Annotated in this window: 12 protein-coding genes; 8 read left to right on the forward strand and 4 right to left on the reverse strand. The window is 71.3% G+C overall.

The features are described 5' to 3' along the window. Positions 1-29 precede the first annotated feature (29 nt). The 5 genes from katG to GA0070560_RS17275 all read left to right on the forward strand — a co-directional run bounded on the left by katG (position 30) and on the right by GA0070560_RS17275 (position 7,975). Positions 30-2,234: a catalase/peroxidase HPI gene (katG, locus tag GA0070560_RS17255; RefSeq protein ID WP_211565889.1), complete on the forward strand. Its 2,205-nt coding sequence runs from the start codon at positions 30-32 to the stop codon at positions 2,232-2,234. Between the two features lie 214 nt (positions 2,235-2,448). Continuing rightward, positions 2,449-4,101, forward strand: a complete 1,653-nt coding sequence (locus tag GA0070560_RS17260) for a glycoside hydrolase family 10-like protein (RefSeq protein WP_091298376.1) — start codon at positions 2,449-2,451, stop codon at positions 4,099-4,101. Between the two features lie 465 nt (positions 4,102-4,566). Continuing rightward, positions 4,567-5,919 (forward strand): glucose-6-phosphate dehydrogenase, encoded by a 1,353-nt coding sequence (locus tag GA0070560_RS17265; protein ID WP_091298378.1) that lies wholly within the window; start codon positions 4,567-4,569, stop codon positions 5,917-5,919. A 119-nt stretch (positions 5,920-6,038) separates the two neighbouring features. Further along, positions 6,039-7,133, forward strand: a complete 1,095-nt coding sequence (locus GA0070560_RS17270; protein WP_091298381.1) for an NHL repeat-containing protein — start codon at positions 6,039-6,041, stop codon at positions 7,131-7,133. 239 nt (positions 7,134-7,372) lie between these two features. After that, positions 7,373-7,975: a dTDP-4-dehydrorhamnose 3,5-epimerase family protein gene (locus GA0070560_RS17275; protein ID WP_091298384.1), complete on the forward strand. Its 603-nt coding sequence runs from the start codon at positions 7,373-7,375 to the stop codon at positions 7,973-7,975. Between the two features lie 74 nt (positions 7,976-8,049). On the opposite strand, the gene GA0070560_RS17280 is transcribed toward GA0070560_RS17275, so the two are convergent. The 4 genes from GA0070560_RS17280 to GA0070560_RS17295 form a co-directional block, all read right to left on the reverse strand. Beyond that, the gene (locus GA0070560_RS17280) at positions 8,050-8,913 is read right to left on the reverse strand and encodes an NAD(P)H-binding protein (protein WP_245675562.1); all 864 of its coding nucleotides are present in this window, start codon (positions 8,911-8,913) and stop codon (positions 8,050-8,052) included. Positions 8,914-8,973: 60 nt separating this feature from the next. Beyond that, positions 8,974-9,651 carry a class I SAM-dependent methyltransferase gene (locus GA0070560_RS17285; protein ID WP_091298394.1) on the reverse strand — a complete coding sequence of 226 codons (678 nt, stop codon included), beginning with the start codon at positions 9,649-9,651 and terminating at the stop codon, positions 8,974-8,976. Next, entirely contained in the window at positions 9,644-10,576 is a 933-nt protein-coding gene (locus GA0070560_RS17290) for an aromatase/cyclase (protein ID WP_211565880.1), read from the reverse strand. The genes GA0070560_RS17285 and GA0070560_RS17290 overlap by 8 nt, the downstream gene beginning before the upstream one ends. Before the next feature lie 99 nt (positions 10,577-10,675). Then, a complete protein-coding gene (locus tag GA0070560_RS17295) occupies positions 10,676-11,455 on the reverse strand; it encodes a cyclase family protein (protein WP_091298397.1) in 780 nt (259 codons plus the stop codon). 164 nt (positions 11,456-11,619) lie between these two features. Between GA0070560_RS17295 and GA0070560_RS17300 the strand changes: the two genes are divergently transcribed. The 3 genes from GA0070560_RS17300 to GA0070560_RS17310 all read left to right on the forward strand — a co-directional run bounded on the left by GA0070560_RS17300 (position 11,620) and on the right by GA0070560_RS17310 (position 13,311). Next, complete coding sequence (locus GA0070560_RS17300) at positions 11,620-12,099, forward strand: nuclear transport factor 2 family protein (protein WP_245675563.1); 480 nt, start codon at positions 11,620-11,622, stop codon at positions 12,097-12,099. Positions 12,100-12,109: 10 nt separating this feature from the next. Further along, on the forward strand, positions 12,110-12,877 hold the full coding sequence (locus GA0070560_RS17305; protein ID WP_245675564.1) for an SDR family NAD(P)-dependent oxidoreductase: 768 nt from the start codon (positions 12,110-12,112) through the stop codon (positions 12,875-12,877). Between the two features lie 98 nt (positions 12,878-12,975). Then, positions 12,976-13,311 (forward strand): antibiotic biosynthesis monooxygenase family protein, encoded by a 336-nt coding sequence (locus tag GA0070560_RS17310; protein WP_091298501.1) that lies wholly within the window; start codon positions 12,976-12,978, stop codon positions 13,309-13,311. Positions 13,312-13,365: the final 54 nt, after the last annotated feature.

Raw genomic sequence — 13,365 nt, forward strand, 5'->3', positions numbered from 1 at the left:
ACGAGAACCACGACGCCGTCGTCGGCGACATGAATTCCGAGGAGAGCGAAGGCCGCTGCCCGGTCACCGCCGCGCGCGCCCCGCACCCGACCCAGGGTGGGGGGAACCGGGGCTGGTGGCCCGAGCGACTCAACCTGAGGATCCTCGCCAAGAACCCTGCGGTGGCCAATCCCCTCGGTGAGCGGTTCGACTACGCCGAGGCGTTCCGGAGCCTCGACCTTGCCGCCGTGAAGCAGGACATCACGCAGGTCCTGACGACCTCGCAGGACTGGTGGCCGGCCGACTACGGACACTACGGTCCCTTCATCGTCCGGATGGCGTGGCACAGCGCGGGCACCTACCGCATCAGCGACGGCCGCGGTGGCGCCGGCGCCGGGCAGCAGCGCTTCGCGCCGCTCAACAGCTGGCCGGACAACGCGAACCTGGACAAGGCCCGCCGCCTGCTGTGGCCGGTCAAGAAGAAGTACGGCCAGCGGCTCTCCTGGGCCGACCTGATGATCCTCGCCGGCAACGTCGCCCTGGAGTCGATGGGTTTTCAGACCTTCGGCTTCGCCGGTGGCCGTGCCGACGTCTGGGAGCCCGACGAGGACGTCTACTGGGGCCCCGAGAGCACGTGGCTCGGCGACGAGCGCCACACCGGCGACCGTGACCTGGAGAACCCGCTCGCCGCGGTCCAGATGGGCCTCATCTACGTCAACCCGGAGGGCCCGCACGGCAGCGGGGACCCGCTCGCCGCGGCCCGCGACATCCGCGAGACGTTCGGCCGGATGGCGATGAACGACGAGGAGACCGTCGCGCTGATCGCCGGCGGGCACACCTTCGGCAAGACCCACGGCGCGGCCGACCCGAACCGGTACGTCGGCCCCGAGCCCGAGGGCGCCGGGCTGGAGGAGCAGGGCCTGGGCTGGAGGAACACCTTCGGCACCGGCAAGGGTGCGGACACGATCACCAGCGGCCTCGAGGGTGCGTGGACGAACACCCCGGTGGCGTGGGACAACAGCTTCTTCGAGATCCTCTTCGGCTACGAGTGGGAGCGCACCACGAGCCCCGCCGGGGCGATCCAGTGGAAGCCGAAGGACGGCGCCGGGGCGGGCACCGTCCCCGACGCCCACGACCCGTCGCGTACCCACGCCCCGACGATGCTGACGACGGACCTCTCGCTGCGGGTCGACCCGGTCTACGAGCAGATCTCGCGACGCTTCCTGGAGCACCCGGACGAGTTCGCGGACGCCTTCGCCCGGGCCTGGTTCAAGCTGACCCACCGCGACATGGGCCCGGTCTCCCGCTACCTCGGCCCCGAGGTCCCCACCGAGACGCTGATCTGGCAGGACCCGGTCCCGCCGGTGACGCACGAACTCGTCGACGCCGGTGACGTCGCCACCCTCAAGGAGCAGATCCTCGCCTCGGGGCTGTCGGTGCCGCAGCTGGTCTCCACCGCCTGGGCGTCGGCGTCGACGTTCCGCGGCAGCGACAAGCGCGGCGGCGCCAACGGGGCGCGCATCCGCCTCGAACCGCAGAACGGGTGGGAGGTCAACAACCCCGACGAGCTGGCCCGGGTGCTGCACACCCTGGAGGGAATCCAGGAGGCGTTCAACGCGTCCCAGACGGGCGGGAAGAAGGTCTCGCTCGCCGACCTCATCGTGCTCGGTGGATGCGCGGCCGTCGAGCTGGCCGCGAGGAACGCCGGTCACGTCGTCGAGGTTCCGTTCACGCCGGGACGGACCGACGCGTCGCAGGAGCAGACCGACGTGGAGTCCTTCGCCGCGATGGAGCCGACCGCGGACGGGTTCCGCAACTTCCTCGGCAAGGGCCACCGCCTGCCGGCCGAGTTCCTGTTGGTCGACAAGGCGAACCTGCTGACCCTGAGCGCGCCCGAGATGACGGTCCTCGTCGGCGGTCTGCGTGTGCTGGGCGCGAACCACCAGCAGTCGCCGCTGGGCGCCCTCACCGCCACCCCCGGCGCGCTGACCAACGACTTCTTCGTCAACCTGCTCGACCTGGGCACGACGTGGACGGCCACGGCCGGGGACGCGAACACCTTCGAGGGACGTGACCTCGCCACGGGCGAGGTCAGGTGGGCCGGCAGCCGGGTCGACCTCGTCTTCGGCGCGAACTCGGAGCTGCGGGCGCTCGCCGAGGTGTACGCGAGCGACGACGCGCGGGAGAAGTTCGTCCACGACTTCGTCGCGGCGTGGGACAAGGTGATGAACCTCGACCGGTTCGACCTGGCCTGATCGTGGGCGTCCGGGCCGGCCCGCACGGGCCGGCCCGGACGCGGTGCCGCACAGCAGCATCGGGGTGCACATCGATCGACTTGCCCGGCGTCGACCCGTCGGCGGCGGTGGCGCGGGCCCGGTGGACGCGCGTGGCGCGGCGGTGGCCTTAGCTGGCCGTTAAGTAACGGGCGAACTGGTTCACCCGGCCGGCCGCACTGGGCAGACTGGGGAGATGATCACCCCCGACCCGCCCGCTCCGCCCGTCCGCCGTCGTCGTACCCGGGCGCTCGTCGCGGTGATCGCCACGCTCACCGTGGCGGTCACGGCCGGCGCCTGGTCGCTGCGGGAGCGGGTGGGTGGCGACGGCGGCACGCCGGGCCGTGCCGTGGCGGCGCCCGACGCCGGTCCGGCAGGCGGCGCCCCCGCCTGCGCCGGCCAACCGGCCCAGGCGCTCCGCGAACTGCGCGGCATGTGGATCACCACGGTGAACAACATCGACTGGCCGAGCCGGCGCGGACTGCCGGCCGAGACGGTACGGACGGAGTTGCGGGGCTGGCTCGACCTGGCCGTGCGGCACCACCACAACGCGGTCTTCGTGCACGTGAGGCCGAGCGGCGACGCGCTCTGGCCGTCGGAGTACGCGCCGTGGTCGGAGTGGCTGACCGGACACCGCGACGGCCGGGACCCGGGCTGGGACCCGATGGAGTTCATGATCGCCGAGGCGCACGCCCGCAACCTGGAGTTCCACGCCTGGTTCAATCCGTACCGGGGTGGGCAGCCGGCCACGGTGGGCGGACCCGGCCCCCGGCTGGACCGGCTCGCGCCGACCCACCCGCTGCGGCGGCACCGCGACTGGGTGGTGACCTATCCCAGCGCCGACCGGCCCGGCAGCCGCCTCTACTTCAACCCGGGCATCCCCGAGGCGCGCACGTTCGTCGAGGACTCCATGCTGGAGGCGGTCCGCCGCTACGACGTCGACGGGGTGCACTTCGACGACTTCTTCTACCCGTACCCGGAGGCCGGGCAGGACTTCCCGGACGACGCGGCGTTCGCCCGGTACGGCCGGGGGCACACGGACAAGCACGCCTGGCGCCGGGACAACGTGAACACGCTGGTCCGCGAGATGAGTGAGCGGATCAAGGCGCTCAAGCCGTGGGTGAAGTTCGGCATCAGCCCGTTCGGCATCTGGCGCAACGCGCGTACCGATCCGGCCGGCTCGGCGACCGCGGGCCTGCAGAGCTACGACGACATCTACGCCGACACCCGGCTCTGGGTACGACAGCAGTGGCTGGACTACGTCGTGCCGCAGCTCTACTGGCACATCGGGTTCGGCAAGGCCGACTACGCCAAGCTGCTGCCGTGGTGGGCGGCCACGGTGCGGGGCACCCGGGTGCAGCTCTACATCGGTCAGGCCGACTACCGGGTGGGCGAGCGTGGCGCCTGGCGCGACCCGGCCGAGCTGGACCGCCAGCTCGCCCTCAACCGCCGCCACGGGGTGAGCGGGAGCGTGCACTTCAGCGCCAGACAGGTCCGCGCCGACAGGCTCGGGGCGGTCAGCCGTTACCGCGGTGCGCACTACGCCGGCCCGGCGCTGGTGCCCGTGATGACGCACCTGCCGGCCGCCCCGCCGACCGCACCGACGGTGACCGACGTGCGGAGTGAGGCCGGTCAGGTGGCGCTGACCTGGCGCGGGGAGGGTGCGGCGAGCTTCGCCGTCTACCGGGTGGACGGTGACGCGGCCCGCCTCGTGGGCACCACGCGGGGCACCGGTTGGGTCGACCGCACCGCGCCCACCGGACGCCCGCTCTCCTACTGCGTGTCGGGACTGGACCGCAGCGGGAACGAGGGCCGGCTCAGTGCGCCGGTGCCGGTCACCGCGCGGTGAGTGGCCCCCCGGACGGCTGAGCCCGCAACACCCGGAGACGAATCCCGGCCGAGAGGCCGTCCCCGCCCCGAGCACGGCGCGGGAGCGGCCCCACCCATGGCGCGGGCCGTGGCGACCGCGCACCGCGTCCTCCGATCGGAGGACGACTCCCCGGTACGGCAGCGCCGAGACCGGCGGTGGCGTTGACTTCGCCTCGGAGTGTCCGCGTCGCTGGGCGCCGGGACGGGCCTGCGCCGGCGCCGTGCGGGCGGATCCGGGCGTCGGGCACCGGCGCCCGGTCGGCGCACCGTCGACGGTCGGCAGCGGGTCCGGGCCCGCACGGAACAGTTCGAGGAGCCACATCGTGAACGGGCCGACCGTGACCCGTCCCCGCTCCCTCCGGGGACGCGGTGACCGCCAGGAGCACCGCTGCGACACCTCCCCGGCGCCCGGTCACCGGTTCAGGCCCCCGGCACGGGCCGCCCGATGATCCAGAACCTGGTCGTCCTCGGCGCGTCGGGGGACCTCTCGGCCCGGTACCTGCTGCCCGCGGTGGCCCGGCTGCACGCCGCCGGGCTGCTCGACGATCGGCAGACCATCCTCGGCATCGACCGGGACGAGCGCGACGACGAGGAGTTCCGCGCTGCCGCCCGGGCACGGCTCGCCCGAAAGGCACCCGACCTGAGTGCCCGGGACGTACGCGGCGTCACGGATCGGCTGCGTCACCGTAGCGCCGACGTCACCGATGCGGCCCAGCTGGCCGCCGCGCTGGGTGACCTGACCGGGCCGGCCGCGGTCTACCTCGCCCTGCCCAACACGATCTTCCAGGGCGCGGTGCGAGCCCTGGCCGGGAGCGGCCTGCCGGCCGGCAGTCGCCTGATCGTGGAGAAGCCCTTCGGCGCCGATCTCGCCGACGCCCGCCGGCTCAACGAGACCATCCACGGCTGCTTCGCCGAGGACGACGTGTTCCGCGTCGACCACTTCCTGGCCAAGCAGACCGTGCTCAACGTGCTCGGCCTGCGCTTCGCCAACCGGGTTTTCGAACCGGTCTGGAACGCCCTGCACATCGCGTCCGTCGACATCGTCTGGGACGAGACCGTCGCGCTGAAGGGCCGTGCCGGCTACTACGACGGCGCCGGAGCGCTCAAGGACATGACCCAGAACCACCTGCTCCAACTGCTCGCCCTCGTCGCCATGGAACCACCGACCAGCACCGGCCACCGGGACCTGCGCGACCGCAAGATCGACGCGCTGCGCGCGGTGCGCCCTCCGGCGGCGGACCAGATGGGCGCGTTGACGCGCCGCGCCCGGTACACCGCCGGCCGCGTCGACGGCAGGTCGGTGCCCGCCTACGTCGACGAACCCGGGGTGGATCCTGGTCGCGACACGGAGACCTTCGCCGAGGTCACCGTGTACGTCGACAACTGGCGCTGGGCCGGTGTGCCGTTCCGGCTGCGCACCGGCAAAGCCCTCGGTCAGGCGCGTCGGGAGATCGTCGTGCGGTTCCGGCCCGTCCCGCACCAGCCCTTTCCCGACACCGCACCGGCGAACCGGCTGCGCATGCGTCTGGACCCGGACGCGATCAGCCTCGACATCAACCTCAACGGCAGCGGCGACCCGTTCTGCCTGGAACGCGTCCACCTCGACGCGCGCTTCCCCGCCCAACAACTGCCGCCCTACGCCCACGTCCTGCTGGGTGTCCTGCACGGCGATCCCACGCTGTCCATCCGCGGCGACGAGGCGGAGGAGGGCTGGCGCATCGTCGAACCCGTCCTCAAGGCCTGGTCCGACGGCACCGTCCCGATGCTCACGTACCCCGCCGGGTCCGGCGGCCCCTGAGTTGCCCGGCAGCGACACAGGGCCGGCCGGGCGGCAGGTGCGACGTCGCGGGTATCCGGTGGGGCCACACCGCCGGGTCTCGGGATGCCATTCTTCAGGTCGGCGCGGAGGAGGCGGGCATGCGGGAACTCGACCCGGGGATCCGGCGGTGGCGTACCGTGCTGATCGCGTCGGGTGTCGTCGTCGCCCTGACGGTCGCCCCCGGTGCGGCGGTGGCCGCGCCGCCGGCCCCCGGAACGCCGGTGTGCCGGGTGGCCGACGAGCGGCTGGACGAGATCTCGGGGCTGGTCGCCACGGACGACGGCTTCGTCGCCGTCAACGACGGCAGCGACGAGGAGTCCCACCGCCGGATCTTCTTCCTCGACGCGGACTGCGCGGTGGTGCGTACCGTGCGGTTCCCCTCCCGTCCCCGGGACACCGAGGACCTGGCGGTCACCGCCGACGGCACGGTCTGGGTGGCCGACATCGGCGACAACGACCGGGCCCGGGAGACGGTCGCGGTGTGGACGCTGCGTCCGGGAATCCGGCGGCCGGCGCTGCACCGGATGGCCTATCCGGACGGCCCGCACGACGCCGAGGCGCTGCTGGTCACCGGGGACGGCCGGCCGCTGATCGTCACCAAGCAGGTCGGCGCCGCCGGACTGTACGCCCCGGCGACGCCGCTACGCACGGGGGCGACCGTGCCGTTGTCCCGGGTCGGTGCGGTGCGGCTGCCCGACAGCAGCACCAGCAACCCGTTCGGCTTCTTCGGTCGACGGCTGGTGACCGGCGCGGCGAGCGCGCCCGACCGGCGGCGGGTGGTGCTGCGCAGCTACGCCGACGCGTTCGAGTTCGACGTCCCCGGCGGGGATGTGATCGCGGCGTTGACCACCGGCCGGCCGCGCGTGGTTGCCCTTCCGGACGAGCCGCAGGGCGAGTCGGTCACCTACAGCCGGGACGGGCGCTTCCTGCTCACCGTCTCCGAGACCGCCGACCAGCCGTCCGGCACCCGACCCACGGTCCTGCGCTATCCGTTGCCGTCCGCCCCGGCCGCCGCCGCGACCCGGCCCGCTCCGCCGGCCTCCGCCGCCGGACCGGGGACCCGAACGGGGGCGGTGCCGGCGCCGGCGAGCCGCAGGGAGTCCGGTGCGGCCGCGGTGGGGGTCGGGGTGGTCGGGCTCGGCGTGGCCGCGCTGGTGCTGTTCGGACTGGCCCGGGGTCGTCGCCGCCGGTGACCCGACCGGTGCCGCCCGCACCGGCGCTCCGGCGGGACATCGAGAGCGCGACGCGCCCGACCGGCGGCGCCACCCGGGGTGCGTGCCTTCGGTAACAGGCACAACATTGCATCCATGAGCGACCGGCACCCTACGAAAATGCGGCAATCACACTGGGCCATGGCCGCTTGCAAAACGGTAGGCTGCCAGCGTCGGAGCCAATTCCCGAAGCGATGCCGGATGCCAGCGGAGGTTGTTTCATGAAAGTGGAGAGACTTGCCATCGAGGGTGCCTGGCTCATGTCGCCGAGCCGCGGGACCGACGTGCAGGACGACTGTCTCGACTGGTGCCGGTCCGAGGTGCTGGAAGAGCATCTCGGCCACGAAATGGCGTTGACCAGGGGCGGTCTTTCCGTCTCCACGGGCGGGGCCGTCCGCGGCATCTATTTCACCGATGACACGCCCGGAGCGGCGAAATATGTCATGTGCATCAACGGCGCCGTGCAGGAGGTGGTGGTCGACCTGCGGGAGGGGTCGCCCACCTTCGGCTGCGCCGACGCGGTGATCCTGGACGACCGGAAAAGCTGCGGACTGTACATTACCCAAGGGCTGGGACATGGTTTCTGCGCGCTGACCGAAACGGCGGTGACCGTCCGTCTGAGGTCTGCGGCCTACAACTCCGACGCCGAGCGCACGGTCCATCCCCTCGATCCGGCATTCGGAATCGAGTGGCTGACCGACGCCCCGGCCCTGTTGTCACAGGACGCAGCGGCGCCGACCCTGGCATCCCTGGTGGCGGCCGGAGGGCTCTCCCGCGTCGTACGGCGTCAGGACGAGGCCAGGTTCACGCCGGCGTCGCCCTGAGCGTCCACCGGCCCGGACGACAAAGAGGTGAGGGCGGCTGCACCGCTCTCACCTCTTTGTCATGCCGTAGACGATCAGCGGAACTCGTCCCGATGGTCCGCCGCCCACTGCACCAGCGTCCGGGCCGGCCGACCGAGGACCTCCTGGACCGTCGGCAGCACCTGCTCCGGATTGTCGACCGTCTTGGCCCAGAGGCCCAGCAGCCAGTCGATGACGAATTCCGGCATCTGGTCCCTGACGTGCGCGCGCCACTGGTCCGGGGTCAGTTCCTCGAACTGGATCTCCCGCCCTACGCCCTCGCTGAGGGCCCGCACCTGCTCGCTCTTGGTGAGCGACTCAGGTCCGGTCACGGTGTAGATCTTCCCCTCGTCGGCGGCGACCAGCGCGGCGGCGGCCACCTCGGCGACGTCCGCCTCGTGGACCGGCGCCTGCCGTGCCGCGTCGTACGGCGCCCGCACCACTGCCTCGGTGCGGATCGCCTCGGCCCAGTCCGAGAGGTTCCCCGCGAACATGCCGGGGCGGACGTGCGCCCAGCCGACGCCGGAGTTCTCGACCACCAACTCCGCGGCGCGGTGGAAACCGCCGGTCGGGTCACCCTCGAACGCCGCGCTCGCGGACGAGAGCAACACAATTCGCTGAACGCCGGCCTGCTTGGCCAGGTCCACCACTTTCTGCGTTTCTCCGGCGACCACCAGATACAGTCGGTCGATTCCCTCGAAATGCTCCGCGAGGGCGTCCGGCTTTTCGAGGTCGCCGGCCACGACGTCGACTCCGGACGGCAGGCCGGCAGTTTCCGGCCGCCGCGTCAATGCGCGTACTTCCACCTTCTGGTCGAGCAGACTGTCGACTACGTGGCGGCCGACTGTTCCCGTAGCTCCGGTCACAAAGATCTTCACGCAAGCTCCTTCGTGCTCCGCGGTCTCGAGCGACCGTACCAACGTCCCGGCGAAATTTCACATAGCTCTTCGCCGGGCGTTCGCAGGGCCGCTGAGCTGGGCTTACAGCCTCACCTCGAACAATGCGACAGATCCTCGTACTGTCACTTCGTAATCGGTGAATCTGCTGGCCAGCTCCGCCTCCAGGCCGCGGAGCGAGTCGCCCTCGTTGTCGAAGGTCCGCTTCTCGTTCAGGGTCTCCAGCAGCCTCAGCGCCTCGCTGCTGTGCGGGACGCCGGTTCCCGGCACGGTGCTGCCGAAGATCCGGCCGCCCGGTACGACATGTGCGCGGGCGTGGTCGAACACCCTTGCCTTGTGGCGCATCCCGCCCGGCAGGCAGTGCAGCAGGAAGTTCATGCCCACCGAGTCGAACTGTTCGCCGTCGAGCGCGAATGGCGACAGCACGTCGCGTTCGAAGACGGCCGGTTGGAACCGCCGTAACCGGGCAGCCGACTGGGCCAGCACGGTCGGGTTGAGATCGACCAGCGCGATCCGGGGCCGCGGTGAGCGTTGCCGGCAGCTGTCGAGGAAGAACCCGGTGCCCGGCCCGAGGTCGAGGTGCCGCTCACCGATGTTCCGGTCGTAGAGCCGGACCATCTCGGCGCTGTCGCAGAGCCAGATCCGGCGGCAGATCCGGTCGAGCACGACGTTGTCGTACTGCGACAGCCACTCCTGGTCGTAGACGGCCGTGCCGGCGAGGACGTCCCCGCGGGTCGGACTGGTGTCGACCTGCTCAGGCATGGTGCTGCTCCTCGGCGTACGCCTTCGCCAGCCGCAGATTGCTCATGCTGTTCGCGCTGAGGACCCGGCGCAGGTACTTGCGGGCGTCCAGCACCGTGGTGTCCGCACCGAGGATCGGCAGCGCGGACGGCTTGATCACCGCGGTGTGCCGGGCGCCGAGGATGAAGCCCTCCCGCGTCGGCGTGAACCTCCAGTGCCCGGTGTGGCCGTCCAACAGCTTCGGCAGGTGGATCTGCTTGTAGACGATCTTGTTGTTGGGCAGGCAGATCCGCACCGACCGGGTGGTGTGCGGCGAGCCGTCCGGCGTGTGGGTGTCCATGTCGAAGAACTGGATGTTCGGGACCCGCTCCTCAAGCACCAGCCGCGAGACGTGCGGGATGCGCTCCGGCCACTTGTCGGCCTCGTACAGGTACTCGTACGCGGCGTCGAGCGACCCGGCCACGAAGAGCGGATCCTCGAAGTCGACGACCAGGTCCCGCCGTTCCTCGTCGTGCTCCGCGGCCGTGCGGACGGCGTTGAGCAGTTCCCGCAGTTCCCGCTCCGCGCCGGCCGCGTCGTAGCTGCCGTCACCCGCCGCGGCCTGCTCCAACCGGACCTCGGTGGACGAGTCGGACGACGGGTGCAGGATCCACTCGCCCCGCGCGCCGGCCGCGCCGGGCTGGTGCGGCGCGAACTCGTAGCGGATCCGCAACTGCTCACGATCGAAGTGCCAGCTCGCCTGCCAGGTCCGCACGGTGTGGTCGTCGATCACCCACCAGTGCCGGAAGAGCTGCCCGTGCTCGTCGGCGCCGAGCGGTTCCGCGTGCACGGACGGGCCGTGGAACTGCGGCCAGCTACCCAGGTCGGCGACCAGGTCGAACACCAGGGTCGCGGGTGCGGCAACCGTCGCGGTGTGCTGGATGGTGTCCTTGTTCAGAGTCGGCACGGTGCGGTACCTCCGGGATCGGGTGGAAACGTTCAGCGCCTGCTGGCCTGAGATTCGCCGTTGTGGCTCGAGTACCTGTGGAACCTCGGTGGACCACGCTCAGTCGGCCAGCAACGCCACCGCCCTCGTCCATCCCGCGCCGCCGCCGGTGATCTTCACCGGGAAGCACGAGACGTCGAACCCGTACGGGTGGGGCAGCGTGCCGAGGTTGGCCAGGCGCTCGATCTGGCAGTACTCCCGGTCCCGGCCGGCGAAGTGCGCGGGCCACAGCACGGACCGGTCGCCCGTCCGCTGGTACCGCCGGATGATGTCGCCGAACGGCGCGTCCAGGCTGAAGGCGTCGGTGCCGATCACCTTCACCCCGAGATCCAGCAACAGGTGGACGGCGGGACCGTCGAGGCCGGCGAAGTCCGTGAAGTACTCCGGGGTCCCCACCCGCTGGTCGGCGCCGGTGTGCAGCAGCACGATCTCCCCCGCGGACGGGGTGTGCCCGATCCGGGCGAACTCCTTCTCCAACCGGGCGGCGCCGATCACCCCGGTCGGGGCGTCGGTCACGTCGAGCACGACACCGGGGCCGTGGAACCAGTCGAGCGGCAGCTCGTCGATGTGCCGCGGGGTGCCGGTCCCGTAGGTGCACCGGGATCCGTAGTGCGACGGAGCGTCGACGTGGGTGCCGGTGTGCGTGGTGAGGGAGATCCGGTCGAGCGAGAGGAACTCGCCCTCCGGCAGCACGTCCGGATCGAAGTCGATGCCGAAGTGCTCGCGCATCTCGGAACTCATGTGCAGGGCACCCGCCCGCGGGGTGAGCACCTCGTGGACCACGGGGTCGGGCTCGTGGGCCCGGGCGTCCACGGGTGAGGACAGATCGATGATGCGCACTGCTGCCTCCGGTGGGTGTGTCGGCTGCGCCGTCGCCGGGAATGGTCCCGGGAGCTGAGCCAGGCCCGTTGGAGCCTCGCTGTACACCCGCCTCGAGCAGGACTCGAAACCACTGTGGAACGTTGCCGTCCGGGGAGATCCGTCCCCGGCGTACCACTGCGGAGATGAGGAGCATGTCCTTGACGACGGCGCAGCAGGCATTCGAACGGACCTACGCGGAGGTGCTGCAGTTCTACGCCGAGCACATCCAGGCGATGGACGAGGGGCGGGCGGAGGAGGTGGCGCTGACCTTCACCGAGGACGCCTCGCTGGTGTCCCCGCCGAAGATCGCCGAGCCGGTCCGGGGGCGGGCGAACCTCCGCGCCGGCCTGCGGAAGGCGGCCGACGCACAGGCGGCCGAGGGAGTGCGGTACCGCCGGTGCCACACCATGATGTCGGTACGGCCGGGCCCCGACGCCGAACTGTTCGTCCGGGCGTACGTGCAGGTGGTGCGCACCGGACCGGACGGCGGCTCGCACCTGCACGCCATGTGCGTCTGCGAGGACGTGCTGGTGCGCCGGGACGGCGCGCTGAAGATCCGTGAGCGGGTGGTCACCCGCGACGACCAACTTCGGGTCGACCCCGGCTCGAGCGCCCATGGGTAGCTTCCTCGCCGTGAGCGACTCCAGGTACAACACCGCCGCACGCGGTGTCATCGTCACCGGTGGTGGTACGGGCATCGGCCGGGCCACCGCGCAAGGGTTCGCCGAGCAGGGCGACCAGGTGCTGGTCGTGGGGCGTACGGAGCGGACACTCGCCGAGACCGCGCTCGACCGGCCGAACATCCGCACGCTGGCTGTCGACATCACCGACCCGGGCGCCGCCGAGGTGATCGTCAGCACCGCGCTGCGCGAGTTCGGCAGGCTCGACGTGCTGGTCAACAACGCCGGGATCGCCGTACCGGCACCGGTCGGGCAGATCGACCGCCGCAGCGCCACCGAGCAGCTCGAGGTGAATCTCCTCGCCCCGATCTTCCTCACCCAGCAGGCGCTCCCCGCGCTCGCCGAGACCAACGGCACGGTGGTGAACCTGAGCAGCGCCGGTTCCCTGGGCCGCCGGGCCTGGCCGTACCTGTCGATCTACGGCGCCGGCAAGGTGGCCATCGACTTCCTCACCAGGACGTGGGCGGTCGAGTTCGCCCCGCGGGGGGTGCGCGTCGTGGCTGTCGCCGCCGGAGTGATCGCGACCGGTATGGGCATCCGCTCGGGTTCCACCCCGCAGGAGTACGAGGGTTTCCTCGCCCAGATCAGCAAGCTCGCTCCGCTCGGGCGGGTCGGACAGCCGGAGGAGATCGCCTGGTGGGTGCGGCAGCTCACCGATCCGGCGGCCGGCTACGCGACGGGGACGGTCCTCGCGGTCGACGGGGGATTGAGCGTCACCTGAGGGCGTGCCGAGCGAAAGTCGAGCGACCCGCAAGAGACATCGGGCAGCGTTGCCGTCAGTGAAACGGGTTCCACCGAGAGCGACGAGGGGTGCAGCAGATGCCGACCACCAAGTACGACGTCACCGTCCCGGAAGCGGTGACCTTCGTCAACACGTTCACCGTGTCCAGCCCGCCGGAGGAGTTCGAGCGGGTGTTCGCGGAGATCTCGGAGTTCATGGCCGCCCAGCCGGGCTTCATCCAGTACACGTTGTCCCGCAACATCGACGACGACAAGCAGAACCGCTACGTCAACGTCGCCCTCTGGACGGATGTCGAGTCCTGGCGCAGGGCGGTCTCCCACCCGGACTTCCAGTCCCACGCGAGGGAGATCCGGGCGCGCTGCACCAACGAGGCCAACATGTACGTGCCTCGCCAGGCCTACTCGGTGAAGTGACCGCGACGCCACCCCCGGTCCGTCGGACCGGGGGACCCAGCCGCGCGGTAGATC

This window comes from Micromonospora halophytica, assembly GCF_900090245.1.
Taxonomy (GTDB): domain Bacteria; phylum Actinomycetota; class Actinomycetes; order Mycobacteriales; family Micromonosporaceae; genus Micromonospora; species Micromonospora halophytica.

Excerpts from the sequence above, each read along its gene's own strand:
- katG (WP_211565889.1), top strand. The coding sequence starts at position 30 with ATGAATTCCGAGGAGAGCGAAGGCCGCTGCCCGGTCACCGCCGCGCGC.
- GA0070560_RS17260 (WP_091298376.1), top strand. The coding sequence starts at position 2,449 with ATGATCACCCCCGACCCGCCCGCTCCGCCCGTCCGCCGTCGTCGTACC.
- GA0070560_RS17265 (WP_091298378.1), top strand. The coding sequence starts at position 4,567 with ATGATCCAGAACCTGGTCGTCCTCGGCGCGTCGGGGGACCTCTCGGCC.
- GA0070560_RS17270 (WP_091298381.1), top strand. The coding sequence starts at position 6,039 with ATGCGGGAACTCGACCCGGGGATCCGGCGGTGGCGTACCGTGCTGATC.
- GA0070560_RS17275 (WP_091298384.1), top strand. The coding sequence starts at position 7,373 with ATGAAAGTGGAGAGACTTGCCATCGAGGGTGCCTGGCTCATGTCGCCG.
- GA0070560_RS17285 (WP_091298394.1), bottom strand. The coding sequence starts at position 9,651 with ATGCCTGAGCAGGTCGACACCAGTCCGACCCGCGGGGACGTCCTCGCC.
- GA0070560_RS17300 (WP_245675563.1), top strand. The coding sequence starts at position 11,620 with ATGAGGAGCATGTCCTTGACGACGGCGCAGCAGGCATTCGAACGGACC.
- GA0070560_RS17310 (WP_091298501.1), top strand. The coding sequence starts at position 12,976 with ATGCCGACCACCAAGTACGACGTCACCGTCCCGGAAGCGGTGACCTTC.